Below are 15,507 nucleotides of genomic sequence, written 5' to 3' on the forward strand. Positions count from 1 at the left end.
CCAATAGAAACCTACACGGGAAAGGATTTGCAAGTTTTTGGAGATGTCTGTTGCAGATATCCATTAGCAGGAGGCAATGGCATATACATTCGATGGAATGTGCTGTATCATATAGCAATTATATTTTTGGTGTCAAGGGGATTTATTTTTTTTATTAAACGCAGAGGGTGCTCTTGGCGCAGAGAAAGAGAAAAGAGAGAGAGAAATGATTGATTTAACCGGAAAGGTAATTTTAGTAACTGGTGGCTCGAAAGGGATTGGTGCAGTCACGGTGCGGACTCTAGTTAATGCTGGGGCTGAGGTGATTTTGCATTACTGTCGCAGTCAGAAAGAAGCTGAAGCGGTAGCAGCAAGTGTTGCGGGCGATCGCTGTTATTTATTGGCAGCCGATTTGATGGTGGAAAATGCGGCCTCGATTTTGTGGCGAGATGCTTTAAAATGGCGGGGTCATATTGATATTTTAGTTAATAATGCGGGGATTATGCAGTCAGCGGGTATCGAGGACAAATTCGATATTTGGTCGTCAGTTTGGCAGCAAACTCTACAAATTAATTTAATTGCCGTTGCCGACTTGTGCCGGGAAGCAATTATTTATTTTAAAACTCGCAGAGTCGGTACAATTATTAATATAGCAAGTCGCGCTGCTTTTCGCGGCGATGACCCGAATTATCTGCATTACGCTGCGTCAAAAGGTGCTATTGTTGCTTTAACTCGCAGCATTGCTAGAGGGTTTGCGGCTGATAATATTTTGGCATTTACAGTTGCACCGGGATTTGTCAGTACAGAAATGTCTAATCAGTTTATTCAAGAGTTCGGCGAAGCTGATATTATTCGCGATATTCCGATCGGCAAAATCGCTCCTCCTCAAGATGTTGCCAATGTTATAGCGTTTTTAGCGTCGGGTTTGGCTGCGCACGCTACCGGGACGACGATCGACATTAATGGAGCCTCTTACGTGCATTGAGACAGTTCTGTAAAATACCTCTCAAGGCTCACGCTGACACCTTTTCAAACTCACTAATTTATCACTTTAGCAAGACGCTAAAAACATCATAAATGACTTAGTGTTAGATGAAAAGATAGTCTGAGGAAATTTGATTATGACAACAGATAACGGCACCCACACCAAACGAGTTGCCATACTCATCGAAAATGGAGTTGAAGATTCGGAATTTCTAGTTCCTTACAACGCCTTAAAACAAGCAAACTTTGATGTAGTTGTCCTCGGTTCGCGGACAAACGAAAAATATGCAGGGAAACAAGGAAAAGTTGCTCAGCAAGCTGACGGAACTACCACTGAAGCAGTGCCCGCCGAATTCGATGCAGTAGTCATTCCCGGCGGTATGGCTCCCGATAAGATGCGGACTAACCCCAATACAGTGCAATTTGTACGAGAAGCGTTTGAACAAGGAAAAATCGTCGCTGCTGTTTGCCACGGCCCGCAAGTTTTGATTGAAGCCGACTTGTTAAAAGGCAAAAATGCCACAGGTTTCTTGGCAATCAAAAAAGACATGATCAATGCCGGAGCTAACTACATCAACGAAGCTTTAGTCGTTGACGGCAACTTAATTACTTCCCGACAACCGGGAGATTTAGCAATATTTACCGCCGCCATTCTGGCTCGCCTCGGTTACGGTGGAAAAGAAGTCGGTTTGCCAGAAGAAACTGACACAAATGCAGAATGGTGGAAATTAGCGAATGCCTGGGGCGGCTCCACGCAAGGCGACATTGTGAAAGGTTTGAATACCGCACTTGCAGGGGAACGCTATGCTTGCGAAGCATTTGAACATTATGCGGAAAAAACGCAAGATAGCAATTTGCGATCGCTCTTGAAAGAAATGATTCAAAACAAACAGCACCACATCCTCGCTCTCGAAAGTCGCCTCAACGATCTCGGCGAAAAACCCTCAATTCCCGCTAAAATTGCTGACAAATACGCTAAATTAAAAGCCTCGATGCAAGGAACCGATGAAACGTTCTTGCTGCGGAGCACTCTGGGTGATTTGCAAACAGGTGTTGTCGATATCAACAACCTGCGGGTCAAGTTCACAGATCCGGTATCAACTGCCATTTTTACAGAAATAGAATCGGATTTGGCCAAGTGCGAGCAAGTCGTTGCTAAACTCTACCGCGCCCGTGCAGTTTCCCAGGAAATTAAAGCACCCAAACCTTCGACTAGCCCCGCTGTAAAAATGTAATCTGCTGGCGGTTAAAAATATTTGCAGTGGCGCGTTGACTCAGACGGCGGCGCAACTGCAAATTTTTAATGCAAAAATAAAATATACAATTTGCGGTAAAATAAAACCCAAGACTGAAAAGCAGGCACTAAAATAACTGCAAGGTGGAGGGTTTTATTAAATGGGTTCTATTTTTGTTTCAGCCGGACACGGCGGGATTGAAGGCAACGTGCGCGATGTCGGCGCGGGCGCTTTTGGTACAACTGAAGCCCAAGAAATGATCTTAACTCGGGATGCCTTAGTAGCTGAACTGCGGCAGCGAAAGATAGAAGTTTTCTCGGTTCCGGATACTCTCAGTTTAGCGCAAACTATCGATTGGATTAACGACCGCTGCGACGCGGGAGATGTAGCGGTAGAAATCCACGGCGACTCTTTTTCCAATCCCCTAGTTCGCGGTGCAACCGCGTTTTATATTGGCAGTAACCCGGCTCGAAAAGCCAACGCTGAATTAATCTTAAATGGCTATTTGCGGCGGATACCAGAAATGGTCAGCCGCGGCGCAAAAGCAGACACTGAGGCCGGTGTTGGTAGTCTTGGATTTTGCCGGCGCATTAACATCCCTTCGCTGCTGATAGAACTCGGTTTTTTGACCAATTCCGATGATTTGAAAATCATTCAAAATCGCCGTCGCGATGTAGCACTCGGACTCGCTGACGGACTAGAAGCTTGGTTAAAAAATACGAATTTGAAACCCTTGCCAACACCGACCCCGACACCGACACCGACACCGACACCGACACCGACACCTGCACCAAAGCCTGTAACTTATCCGCTAATTAATATCAACATCAACGGTTCCCCGCACGAAGACAAAGGCATTTTGGTGAACGGAAATGCCTTCGTCCCCTCGGAAGTTCTGGACGTTTTCAATATCCCACCCGCAGCAGTTGACAGGCGAGTAACGTATAACGGAGTAGTATTTGTGCGGGCGATCGACCTGCGCGATCGCGACATTTCCGTAACTTGGGATCAGGCCACAACATCAGTATCGCTGCGATCGCGCCGCGATATCCTCTCAGGCGTCGGAAAAATCATGGGTCGCGGTCTAACTACCGCCCAACACATGACAGTATTTCTCACCAAAACTAACAGCAAAGCGCTAGCAGCATTTCCCAATTTACCTCAAATTTACGTGCAAGAAGCAGCCGCAGAAGGCGTCAACCACGACCTAGCTTTTTGCCAAATGTGTTTAGAAACAAATTATCTCAACTTTGGCGGTGCAGTCAAACCAGAACAATTTAACTTTGCCGACATGGGAATCATCAGCCCTACAAATTCCGGCATCTCATTTCCCGATGCCAGAACAGGAATTAGAGCGCAAATTCAGCACCTAAAAGCTTACGGCAGCACAGAACCCATCAACCAACCTTTAGTTCAAGAAAACGTGCGTTTTCGCTTTGTCAAGCGCGGCATCGCCCCCACCGTCAACGAACTTGCAGGCCGCTGGAGTTCCGACCCCTTATACGGACAAAAAATTATCAATACAATCCGCCTTTTATACGAAACAGCAGGTTTGTTATAAGCTTTCGGGATTTGCATCATAACTTACACAGAGCCTCTGTAGGGTGCGCACTGCGCACCTTACGCCCATAATTAGGGCGTCAAATCACTTTTGGGTAAGTCCTGAATATATCCATTTAAAACAAATCAATATAATTATGGTTTCCAGCACAAATCACTTCTCAGACATTCAAAATCATTGGGCAAAAATATTCATTGACGGCTTAGTAGAACGGGCGGTGATTAGCGGTTTTCCCGATCGCACTTTTCGCCCCAACACCAACTTAACCCGCGCCCAATTTGCCGCCATTGTCAGCAAAGCCTTTCCCATACCCGACAAACGGCCCTACATTCCCTTTATCGACGTTCCCGCCACCCACTGGGCCGCCGCCGCCATTGAAACAGCATTTAAAAGAGGGTTCATATCCGGCTATCCCGACAAGCTATTTAAACCAGAAAATATGATTACCAGAACGGAGGCATTAGTTGCCTTAGTGAGCGGAATTTTTGGGGCAAATGCTGCACCGACAACTAATCTAATCTTATCAAACATCTACCAAGACAGTACAGAAATTCCCAACTATGCCAAAAGTGCGATCGTCCTAGCCACCCAATCCGAAATAGTCGTCAACTATCCAAATTTAAACTTATTAAATCCCGCCGGAAACGCCACTCGCGCCGATGTCGTCGCCTGGGTTTATCAAGCTTTGGTCCATCTCAAAAGAGCGCCGCAAATCTATTCTCAATATATTATAGTTCTCAGTAAAGTTCCGCGACCGACTGTTAGCGTCAGCCACCAGCGAGAATTTCGCGGAGTTTGGATAACATCAGTGTGGAATATTGACTGGCCCTTCAGCAACAAACTCTCAGCAGAACAGCAAAAAATCGAACTCCTGAGAATTCTTGACAGGCTACAAGAAATGAATTTTAATGCTATTATCCTCCAACTTCGACCCGCAGGCGACGCCCTTTACCCCTCGGAATTAGAACCTTGGAGCGCATGGCTGACAGGAACCCCAGGAAAGCCGCCGCAACCTTATTACGACCCTTTAACATTTGCCATTACAGAAAGCCACAAACGCAACATCGAATTTCACGCTTGGTTCAATCCCTACCGCGCCAAAGTTTCCACCAAAACCCCCGCCAACGTCAGCCCCCACCTTTCTGTTACCAATCCCGAATGCGTTTATCAGTGGGGGGACGAAATGTGGATGGACCCAGGAATTTCTTTAGTTCAAGATAAGACTTACAACGTAATTTTAGACGTAGTAAAGCGCTACGATATAGACGGCGTTCACTTCGACGATTATTTCTATCCTTATCCGATTGCCCGCCAACAATTTCCCGACAGCAAAACATACAATAGTTATCGAGCTAGAGGAGGGCAAATGAGTTTAGGAGACTGGCGTCGGGAAAATGTTAACAAGTTAGTTAAAAGACTAGGAGAAGGAATTCGCTCGACAAAACCCAACGTTAAATTCGGCATTAGTCCCTTCGGAATTTATCGCCCCGGACAGCCGCCCCAAAGTCGCGGTTTAGACGCCTACGAAACACTTTATGCCGACGCCAAAAAATGGTTAGAATCAGGTTGGGTAGATTATCTAAATCCCCAACTTTACTGGCGTATCGACCAAACAGCTCAAAGCTATCCTGTTTTGTTGCAATGGTGGCTACAAAACAACCCCCAAAACAGACATATTTACCCGGGAAATAACTTAGGCAGACTAGACGGGGATAAGTGGACGGTAAACGAGATTAACAAACAAATTGAGATTACGCGAAACTCTCAAAAAAACTTAGCTTTGGGCAATGTTTTCTTCAGTATGAAAGCTTTTAGCGAAAATCGGCAGCAAATTTACGATAATTTCAAATCGACTACTTATGCAAAACCAGCACTCGTTCCCGCGATGCCGTGGCAAAATGGTACTCCGCCGCCCCCTCCGACAGGAATCGAAGTAAAAAAAGTGGGAAATAGCAATGTTTTGCAGTGGAAAAATCCAGCCAATCAGAACATCCGTTCTTGGACGCTTTATCAAAACAATGGCAATAACTGGAATCTGATCAAAATTCTCAATGCAGACACAGTACAAGTAGCGGTAGGAACGGGAGTTTACGCTCTGTGTGCGGTGAGCATAATGGCAGTAGAAAGTGTAGGAGTTTTCATAGAAATATGAGATTAATTTTATGTTAAATAGGAGATTTGAGATTGAGAATGATTGCTTCCATAAAAGTCCGAGCAAGGCTACAGTTGCATTCTTTTTTTAAACTGGTATTAGTTTGGCTAACTTTCCCTAGACAAAGATCAATGCAACCGCAGCCAAGCGCCTCTTCCCTCTTCCTTCTCTCTTCACTCTGACTAATGACTAATGACTAATGACTGAAAGCTGCCAGAGTACAATCCCCCGGATTCATCCGTGAGGTCGCTTTTTTCAATTCTTCTATTCTTGAATCTAAAATCTAAAATCTAAAATCTAAAATCGATTGACTAATAACTGAAAGCTGCCAGAGTACAATCCCCCGGATTCATCCGCGCACAAATAAAAAACATAGTATCCGATAACAACCCCCCGGATTCATCCGTGAGGTCGTTTTTTTCAATTCTTCAATTCTTCAATTCTAAAATCTAAAATCTAAAATCTAAAATCGATTGACTTGTTCCCTCTTCCTTTAGACAGGAGACACCTGGGCGATAAATGCGCTATTGTGTTGCCAATATTTTGATGAGGAAAAAAAGGCTGTGGTTCCCTTACGCGATGACAATCCCACCAGTATCACTCCCTACGTCACCTACGGGCTGATTGCCGCCAACATATTAGTATTTTTGTACGAACTCAGTTTGCCCGATCGACAATTAACCCAATTCTTCTACTCTTGGGCTGTAGTTCCTTGCCAGTTAAGCAATATGTGTCGGGTAGCGCTGCCAGTTTCGCCATTTCCCGAATGGACGACACTAATTAGCTCCCAATTCCTGCACGCAGGCTTTCTCCACATTGCCGGAAATATGTTATTTCTGTGGATTTTTGGCAACAACGTAGAAGACCGTTTAGGACACGTCAAATTTATAATATTTTACCTTACTTGTGGCGTTTTAGCATCACTAACTCAGTGGTATTTTTCCTCAGCATCTGCCATTCCGTCTCTGGGTGCTAGCGGCGCGATCGCAGGCGTCATGGGAGCTTACATTCTGAGATATCCCCAAGCCAAAGTTCTGACACTCCTGCCCTTGGGAATCTTTATTACCACCGTCAGAGTCCCCGCTTTCTTCTTTCTAGGATTTTGGTTTGCACAGCAAGCATTGAGTGGCTTGGCTTCCTTGAATGCCCCGGCAAGTGTCGGCATGGAATCCGGGGGAGTTGCCTACTGGGCCCACGCCGGCGGCTTTGTTTTCGGCGCTATTCTCGGCCCTTTATTGGGACTTTTTTCTGAAGATAATCGGATTTGATTTTTTACCGCAGATGAACGCAAATTAACGCAGATAAACTACCAACACAATCTGCGTTTATCTGCGTTTATATGCGGTTTCAAAACTCTAATTTTTTTCCAATTTTGGTGCTATGCTTGGCTCTTTGTTGGAATTGTTTTCTGAAGATAAGGAGATTTAATTTTTCACCGCAGATGAACGCAAATTAACGCAGATCAAGTGCCAACTCTTACATCTCACATTCCGCACCCTATACTGTCACAATCGGTTTTTTAGGAATTTTTATAACTAACCAAGTTACCTTTTAGACAACGTACAATAAATTTATTGTGGCGATCGCCAGTCAAAAATGCTCAAAGACCCGCTATACAGGCGGAACAAATCCTGCGAGGAGTTTGAGTTAAGGGAAGAAAAAATTATAGAACCCTATATTTTGGAGGTTTATTCACAGGTTCCATGCAGCATATTAAAATAACTTATAGCGTTTCCTATAGTCATGAGGTACAGTAGCAACAATGAGCAAACCAGTTATGAATATCTTTTTTAGTAACTTGTAGCATAGCATCTGCAATGGCATCAATTAAGTCTAAATAATTTCTGGTTTTAAGTTCTCTTAAGATAGATTTCACTTTTGACCAAAAGTTTTCTCTGGGGGAAAACTCGGGAGAGTAAGGAGATAAATAAATTAACTTTGCTCCTGCCTCTTCGATAAATTATTTCACCATTTCTCTGTAATGAATTTTAGCATTATCCATAACTACACAAGTACCTTTCCAAAGCTTAGGGACTAATTCTCCCAGGATAAATGCTTCAAATGTTATTCCATTTACTGCACCATAAATATTTCTTGAAGCCACTACTTCTGCGCTCGACAAAGCAGATATCAAAGAAATATTTGTGACCCTTTTTAGTGGTTTTTCTCCGCTCGCTCTTGGACCTTTTAATGCTCTGACCTATAGTCGTACCATTGCTAGATTAACCCCTGATTCATCTATAAAAATCAGGTCTTGCGCCCTGATATCCCTGATTTTATCCCAAAATTCCACTCGGGCTTTTTGAACTCGTTCGCTTCTTTTCTCTGCCGCATAGAGTGTTTTTTTTTTAGTGTAATTCAGTTGATTGCTAATTCTTCCCCTAGTCGATATACTTACTTTTATTCCGGTTTTTGACTCAAGCAATTCAGTTAACTCTTTTAAAGTTGCATCATTATTCTCTTCTATTATTTCCACTCTTCGTCACTAATTGTTCGCCCTGTTAATTTTGTGGGTGGACTTCCGACTTGAGCAATAGGACTGATATCTCCTGTCTCTTCATATCTTTTTAGTAATTTTTGAACAAAGCTCTTGGCTACTTTAAAACGTTCTGCTAGTTTTCTTATTGAAATATTTTCTTGTTCTCTCACTTCTATGATTTTTTTCTCAAGTCTATTGAATAGGGTTGCATTAATAATTTACCTTTAAATAATTTTACTTTACTAAGTGTACCTCATAGCTATGAAAAACGCTATATACTCAATTTAGAAAGCATAGCTAATCTGTAAACGTTAGAATTTAGTTTTTGCTCAAAGCTTTTTCTCTTCTATCTAAGGCTTGTTTGGCTTTCAACATGGCTTTTAAAAAGGCTAACTCGCTGCTCCATGCGCTGCGAGGAAGGATAGAAATTTGAGAATTATCATTGAAGGGATTGAGATTTTCTGTCATAACTTATACCTCCTTACAACTACAACTCATTAAACTTCAACTAATGGGGATTCGGAAGGTTCCAGTTCATCCGCCCAAGTTGCCGGCCATTGGATGCGATCGCTTGTAAAATGAAGCGGGTCATTTTCCAACCAAGGAGCATTAATAGGCTCTTCAATTAGTTCAAATTCACCATTATCAAACGGCAGCCCTGGCGCGGAAACTTTAGGAGAAACGCGCTCCCGGATTCCCTCTGCTGCCTGTACGATCGCCCGATGGTGGCAGTAAGGATTATTTCCGCGACGGTTAAAGAAAACATGGGCAGTCCAAGTACAGCCCCCCCGGCAAAGCTCGGCAAACTCACAGGTTTTACAAAAGCCCCATAAGTGCGCTGTTCCTTGAGGCGTTCCCGCTCCTAAATTGAAACGCAACTCGTCAGTTTCTTCAACAATTTTACGGAGTGAATGGTCTCTGATATTGCCGCCAGTATAAGCTGATGTGGGTAAAGAGGGACAGCCTTTAATCGCACCATCTGCCTCAATTCCTAAAGTAGAAAGCCCCGCAGAACAGCCTTGCCAAAATGCCCACTCGTTTTCGTTACCGCGTCCCCGCAACAACCGTTCGTCAGGGCCATAATAACCGATGTTATTACCTGGTTGGAGTTGAACACCCTCGCGCTTTGCCCGACGAGCTACACGGGCTAGCATGGGATAAATATCCAGTAGTTCGCAGGGTTGCAGGAGAATATGGGCGTTGTCTGCCGCATTACCCATCGGCACGGTTAGTTGAATTTGCCAAGCCATCGCCCCGGCGTCGCGAATATGTTCGTAGATGCAAGGAAATTCTGGTGCTGACAGGCGGTTAATTTGGGTGTTACAACCGAATTTTATGCCAGCTTCTTTGAGATGGCTCATGGTTTTAAACGCATATTTCCAAGAGCCTTGCCGTCCGCGCAAGCGATCGTGCGTTTGCTCTAAGCCATCAATAGAAACCGAGACGGTTGCAATGCCTGCTTCTTTCATTCGACGTGCTGTTTCTAGCGAGATGCCATAACCTCCAGTCGTCATACTGCAAAGCATCCCAGCTTGGTTAATCGCTTCAGCAATTTGCAGCCAATCTGGACGCATAAATGCTTCGCCACCAATCAATGTAACTTCTTTAATCCCGACTTCTGCCATCTGCCGAACGAGGTCAAACGCCTCTTCTGTAGTAAGCTCTGTGGTGCGTGCGTGTCCCGCTCGCGAACCGCAGTGATTACAAGCCAAATTGCACTTTAGAGTAATTTCCCAAACAGCATAACTCGTGCGACGGTATGTCATAAAAACCTTTAGTTTTTTTGGGATATAAACGGGTAAGTTAATTTCTTAAAAACCCTTTAGAAGACAGACTCAAAACGTTAAGCCTCTATTTTATTTAGCATCTGAACACAAAAAAAATAGAGACGGAGTAAATATTGTCAAATCTGGGAACTCTGACGACGCTAATGCCACTAATGCTAATAAAACCACCAGCGATATACAATTGCTTGTAATCCCTTAGGTTAGTTAGGAAGCTCTCACTCCTTGAAACAATTTAGAATTCCCAGGCTTCACGTCAGATATAGTGATGCTCGCCAGGCGTAATTTACTCTTAATTTAAATGATTGAATCTGTTAGAGTGAAAGAAAGTAAATTTATCATTAGTAAGCTCCTAGTTTAAATCGTTGCCGCTTGAGGAATAAATTTCGGTGTGGCAACAAATACTTGCTTAAAATATAGCGATCGCCCTTGCCATCCTCAAAGCGGCAGATGAAAAATGTAATTATTCGTCGGATGAGACAATTACTCCGTACATCAGTTAGACAATCCCTTCTTGGGCTGAGAACGAGACGGTTGGTGGCTCAGGGAACACGACCCCGTACATGGGTTGAACGGGTTGAGGGGCTTTAAAACTTAATTCTACGCCCACAAATCCCCCGAGGACTCCAGCTAATTCCTCTTCATTGAGTTCAGTGAATTCGCCCCGCTCTTTTGACTCTAATACATGGATAGCAGCAGTTTCAAATTCTTCTTTTGAAAAAATGTAGCCAGCCGATTTCAATATTTGCTGACGTTCCTCAACTGTGCCGTTATCAAGTTCAGTGCGGAAGGATTGGTCTTTAACCAATCTTACCAAAAATTCTTTCAGCCTTTCAAACAAACTTACGGACATATATACCTCCTTTGAATCAAACTAAAAAGCAGGAGAAAACCGAAAACAGAACATTCAGCACTTTTGACCGAGTATAGTTTGCCACAAATTGCAAAAAAAGTAAATGTTTTGAAACAAAAATTCACACTTAAATACTTTAATTATACCCTTTCTCAGTAACATGAGGTACCCGACGTGCATAGGGCATAGGGCATAGGGCATAGGGCATAGGGCATACCTCACCACGCTTGAGAACCGCTATATGTCTTTTTTAAGAGTTACAAACTATAGACTTTTAAAAAGTTTTGTATAGAATCAATAATTCTATCGGAGAATATCCGCAATTTGCAAAAGTATAACTATTTTATTTAACAACTCTTTCTGATTGAGACATAATTATACCATTTTTATAAAGTTATGATAGACTTATATGAAAAGTAAAGGAGAACATTAAAATGTCTGGTCGTCCTCATATAACGATTACCGAATCTGTAGAAGTATTGCTAGAGATTAGGAAACAACTTGCAAAGAATTTTAGCATATAATAAAGTTCAAATGCTTTATTTATTTCAGTCAAAACAAGTAGAAAAAGTCCGAGAAGTATCGTCGCTTTTGGGTAAAAGTGAAACCACAATTCATCGCTGGCTCTTTCAATATAAAGAGGGTGGTATAGAAAACTTGTTAAAAAATCGGCAGATTTTTGGCAGACCCAAAAAATTTTCAGTTGAAGTAGCGGCTTCGTTACAACAAGAATTGAGAGACCCTCCCAGATTTTCCAGTTATAAAGAAGTTCATCTTTGGCTGTGGTTAATCAAAGAGATACCTAGTAGTTATCAAGCTGTATACTCCTTGGTCAAAGAGGAGTTAAAAAGTAAATTAACAATCCCAAGACCTCGGAGTAGTGAACAAAAATTAACGGCCATCAATGAATTCAAAAATAGCCTGTATCAGCAAATCAAACTTTTACTGGACAAGGCTTATGACCGAGTAAAAAACTACAAAAACTATCTGTTTTGGTGTAGTGACAAAACTCGATTAGGACTACATACAATTCAGAGACGAAGGCTAACACTGCGGGGTGTAAAACCCGTAGGCAAACATCAATGGAAATTTAAATGTTTTTGGCTTTATGGAGCCGTATCCCCATCTACTGGGAGAAGTTTTTTTTGGGATTTTTCCCATTTAGATCGAGTTTGTTTTCAAGCATATTTGCAACAATTGTCGCTTCAATATCCCGATGAATTCCATATTATTCAAGTCGATAATGCTCCCGGTCATCTTTTAAGCACATCTGAATTACCAGACAATATTGTTTTACTATTTCAACCTCCTCATTGTCCTGAAGTCAATCCCACAGAAAGAGTATGGGAATACATCAAAGAATTTTTAGGTAGGTTAGTCTTTAGTAATCTTGACGAACTCCGTGTAAAACTTCAGGAAATCTTATCATCTTTAACAAATCATGTCATTGGTTTTCTTACAGGATGGTCTTGGATTCTACATTCTTTATCTTTAGCACATCTTTAAAAAAATGGTATTAGCTTATTTTTGTTTCAAAAAAAACTAAAAATACTTGCAATTATAGCAACCGCCGCCGGACATAGAATGTGGGTTGAGGCTCACGTTCGCTCTCCTTGAAACAGAGACGGACTCGCTTAAGTGTGAGGGTGGTTACCCAGAGTCCACAATCCCGCGCTCGCAGACAGGCGATCGAGTTGGCTGCATTAACGTGGCGAGGGTTAGGGGCTCACGAGAGCAAGAGTCCGCGAGGTTTGCACTAGAATCACTTGTCGCCACCAGTTCCGCAAGATCATCCTCAATTAAACAGACAAGACATCAAAAAGTTGCTAATTTTGTAGTCGAGATTTCTGTGTTGCGATCGCCCCCCATGCCCAAACCCTATAGTTACGACCTGCGAAAAAAAGTGATCGAAGCCCCACACGCAAGATGGTATGAAGAAAAGTGAAGTCAGCCAACTGTTCAATATCAGTCGGAACACCATTGACTTATGGTTGAAGCGATATAAATTACTTTGTTCACCTAAACCAGAAGAACAGGTGGATTTTGATAATCGTTTCTCACAACTAATTAATCAAGCTAAATCTCGTGGACCGAGAGCTAAAGGAGAACTAATTGAATTACAGAATCTGAATAACTTCTCGGCTCGAACAGAAGAACGATTTAAGCCATTGTTAACTTGTCCAACCTGTTACAAGAAAAGCGATCGCTTTGAGCCTCTAGATAGCCAGTGCTTCCGTTGTGATTGTAAGAGTGGCAAGGATTGCGGAACGGAGTGGGGAATGCGAATTTGTGGCAAGTGTAGCGAGCGTTACCCATACATCAAACTCTCTGATTTAGATATTCTTAACTCATGGTACGATCGACAAGTAGGATCGGTCGAGCGCATTTTCGGTAGAAACTTATTAGCAATCCCTTGTCGGAGTGATAAAGATACTAGAAGCTTTATCTGCCCAGCCTGTGGGGCTTGTAGTTAAAACCCACCTTCGGCACTCGCGAGCGTGTCACACCACTAATTTTGGAATAAGTGAGTATTTTGGACTGGCGATGGCCACAATGATTTCCTTGTACGTTGTTTAAAACGTAACTTAATTTGTTCTCAAAATTCCGAAAAAACCGATTGTGAAAGTAGAGGATGCCGAAGGTGGGTTACATCTGCGTTTATCGGCGTCGATCTGCGGTTTCAAACCTCTAAATTCTCTCAAAGTTCTGTGCTCTGCTTGACCCTTTATTAGGATTGTTTTCTGAAGATAATCAGCTTTAATTTTTCACCGCAGATGAACGCAAATAAACGCAGATAAATTGCCAACGAAATCGGCGTTTATCTGCGTTTACCTGCGGTTTCAAACCTCTTATCTTTTTAGATAAAAGTAAAGTCAAATCCAGACAGAGAAGAAACCCCAGTTACACCATTTAACTTCGCCAAAATGCGAGAATCGCCGCCGGTGACATTATTACCATTGCCGTCATAAATGATGTAAGTATTGCCGCCGGAATCGTAGGCAAACAAGAAAGCAGTTCCTCCGAGAATATTTGCAGACACAGTTGTCTGCACATTCAGCAGAACTTGACTGCCATTGCTGAGATTGGGGAATCCGGGGGCAAAATTAAACTGATCGGCGATCGGCACACCGAGGCCGTTAAAATCAGTAATCACATCGTATCCGCCCGCCGCGATCGCAGCATTGATTGCCGCCGAAGAAGCAGCATCAAACGCCGGCCCAGCTTCGGCAGGACTGGTATAGCGGAATTGATTGCTGCCGCCGCCCCCCGTCATGGTATCTGCGCCGGGGCCGCCTACAAGCACGTCGTTATCCAAACCGCCGTTAATCGTATCGTTACCGCCTTGACCGTCAACAGTATCGCTACCCAGCAAACCGTTGAAATTGTCCGCCAAAGAGCCCCCAATCAACTTGTTAGGCCCGCTATCTGCAGGCAAGATTTGAACGGTGACAGTACCTACGCCCGGAATTGTCCCGAATCCGTCGCTGACACTGTAGGCGAAAGCAGTTGTACCGGCTACGTTGCCGGGGATGAACTGCACCTGAGAGACAAGATTTACAGCTATCCCCAGTTGCGGTGTGCTGACATTGATAATGTTGAGCGGCCCTTTTTGCGGGCTGGAATCGTTCGCCAGTACGTCGATGAAAGTGGGCAGCAAATTATTCGTATTTGTAAATACGATGCCGTCATCAACAACGATCGGCGACAGGATAGTTGGAACACTTACGGAGGTATCGAAAGAGTTGATGTTAATCGCCACTGACGCTGCTGCCGTGCCGCCTTGGTCGTCAGCTACGCTGTAGCTGAAAGAGCCCGCTTGCCCGATCGCGTTAGTTGCAGGTTGAAATGTCAGCCCGAGCAATTCCTGAACGGTCAATTTTTGGTTCAGGGCGATCGGGTTCGTACCCGTAATTACCTGACCGAAAGTAGGATTGGGCAGTCCTACTACCCCGATCGACAGTTGCTGGCCCTCCGGGTCGCTGGGGGCCGAAATGCTCAGAGACAGAGGCAAATTTTGCAAACCAGTCAACGTCTTCCCAGTTTCCACGATCGGCGGCTCGTTAGGAGTCGGAGATGTAAAACCGGGCGGAGTCGGCCCCCCGCCGAAAGGTGGAGGAGTTGGGGTTGTCGCAGTTGGAGTCGGGACTATGGAAGGACTCGGACTCGGAGTTGTCCCGCCCGAAGTCGGAGTCGGACTCGGACTCGGAACCTGTGTCGGCAATGTCCCCGTTGTTGGTGTGGGACTCGTTGTTGTCCCGGTGGTGGGACTCGTTGTTGTCCCGGTGGTGGGACTCGTTGTTGTCCCGGTGGTGGGACTCGTTGTTGTCCCCGCTGGTGTGGGAGTTGTGGTCGCTGGTGTGGGAGTTGTAGTAGCTGGTGTGGGAGTTGTGGTCGCTGGTGTTGGACTCGTTGTTGTCCCGGTGGTGGGACTCGTTGTTGTCCCGGTGGTGGGACTCGTTGTTGTCCCGGTGGTGGGACT

The 15,507-nt window shown here is 44.1% G+C and carries 11 protein-coding genes and 2 pseudogenes; 8 read left to right on the forward strand and 5 right to left on the reverse strand.

Annotated elements, in window-relative coordinates:
• Nucleotides 1–205: 205 nt before the first annotated feature.
• The 5 genes from QUB30_RS09870 (at nucleotide 206) to QUB30_RS09890 (ending at nucleotide 7,179) form a co-directional block, all read left to right on the forward strand.
• Entirely contained in the window at nucleotides 206–964 is a 759-nt protein-coding gene (locus tag QUB30_RS09870) for an SDR family oxidoreductase (RefSeq protein WP_333332538.1), read from the forward strand.
• Between the two features lie 136 nt (nucleotides 965–1,100).
• Nucleotides 1,101–2,198 carry a DJ-1/PfpI/YhbO family deglycase/protease gene (locus QUB30_RS09875; protein ID WP_333332541.1) on the forward strand — a complete coding sequence of 366 codons (1,098 nt, stop codon included), beginning with the start codon at nucleotides 1,101–1,103 and terminating at the stop codon, nucleotides 2,196–2,198.
• Between the two features lie 160 nt (nucleotides 2,199–2,358).
• Nucleotides 2,359–3,759 carry a hormogonium tapered terminus morphoprotein TftA gene (gene tftA, locus QUB30_RS09880; protein WP_333332544.1) on the forward strand — a complete coding sequence of 467 codons (1,401 nt, stop codon included), beginning with the start codon at nucleotides 2,359–2,361 and terminating at the stop codon, nucleotides 3,757–3,759.
• Nucleotides 3,760–3,895: 136 nt separating this feature from the next.
• On the forward strand, nucleotides 3,896–5,911 hold the full coding sequence (locus QUB30_RS09885) for a family 10 glycosylhydrolase (RefSeq protein WP_333332547.1): 2,016 nt from the start codon (nucleotides 3,896–3,898) through the stop codon (nucleotides 5,909–5,911).
• 563 nt (nucleotides 5,912–6,474) lie between these two features.
• Nucleotides 6,475–7,179 carry a rhomboid family intramembrane serine protease gene (locus tag QUB30_RS09890; protein WP_333332550.1) on the forward strand — a complete coding sequence of 235 codons (705 nt, stop codon included), beginning with the start codon at nucleotides 6,475–6,477 and terminating at the stop codon, nucleotides 7,177–7,179.
• Between the two features lie 473 nt (nucleotides 7,180–7,652).
• Here the strand turns inward: QUB30_RS09890 and QUB30_RS09895 are convergent.
• The 4 genes and pseudogenes from QUB30_RS09895 to QUB30_RS09910 form a co-directional block, all read right to left on the reverse strand.
• Nucleotides 7,653–8,601, reverse strand: a pseudogene (locus QUB30_RS09895) (IS630 family transposase).
• 107 nt (nucleotides 8,602–8,708) lie between these two features.
• Nucleotides 8,709–8,858, reverse strand: a complete 150-nt coding sequence (locus tag QUB30_RS09900; RefSeq protein WP_333332553.1) for a hypothetical protein — start codon at nucleotides 8,856–8,858, stop codon at nucleotides 8,709–8,711.
• Nucleotides 8,859–8,887: 29 nt separating this feature from the next.
• A complete protein-coding gene (locus QUB30_RS09905; protein ID WP_333332556.1) occupies nucleotides 8,888–10,156 on the reverse strand; it encodes a nif11-class peptide radical SAM maturase 3 in 1,269 nt (422 codons plus the stop codon).
• 517 nt (nucleotides 10,157–10,673) lie between these two features.
• A complete protein-coding gene (locus tag QUB30_RS09910; protein WP_333332559.1) occupies nucleotides 10,674–11,027 on the reverse strand; it encodes a Nif11-like leader peptide family RiPP precursor in 354 nt (117 codons plus the stop codon).
• A 434-nt stretch (nucleotides 11,028–11,461) separates the two neighbouring features.
• Here QUB30_RS09910 and QUB30_RS09915 point away from each other — a divergent pair.
• Both QUB30_RS09915 and QUB30_RS09920 read left to right on the forward strand, forming a co-directional pair.
• Nucleotides 11,462–12,533, forward strand: a pseudogene (locus QUB30_RS09915) (IS630 family transposase).
• Nucleotides 12,534–12,958: 425 nt separating this feature from the next.
• Nucleotides 12,959–13,501, forward strand: a complete 543-nt coding sequence (locus tag QUB30_RS09920) for a hypothetical protein (RefSeq protein WP_333332562.1) — start codon at nucleotides 12,959–12,961, stop codon at nucleotides 13,499–13,501.
• A 383-nt stretch (nucleotides 13,502–13,884) separates the two neighbouring features.
• Here the strand turns inward: QUB30_RS09920 and QUB30_RS09925 are convergent, their stop codons facing one another.
• The gene (locus QUB30_RS09925; protein ID WP_333332565.1) at nucleotides 13,885–15,057 is read right to left on the reverse strand and encodes an Ig-like domain-containing protein; all 1,173 of its coding nucleotides are present in this window, start codon (nucleotides 15,055–15,057) and stop codon (nucleotides 13,885–13,887) included.
• On the opposite strand from QUB30_RS09925, the gene QUB30_RS09930 reads away from it, so the two are divergent.
• Nucleotides 15,020–15,507, forward strand: a 488-nt coding sequence (locus QUB30_RS09930; protein WP_333332567.1) for a hypothetical protein, incomplete at its 3' end; no start/stop codon positions are given. The genes QUB30_RS09925 and QUB30_RS09930 overlap by 38 nt on opposite strands.

Source organism: Microcoleus sp. BROC3, from assembly GCF_036702515.1.
GTDB lineage: Bacteria > Cyanobacteriota > Cyanobacteriia > Cyanobacteriales > Microcoleaceae > Microcoleus.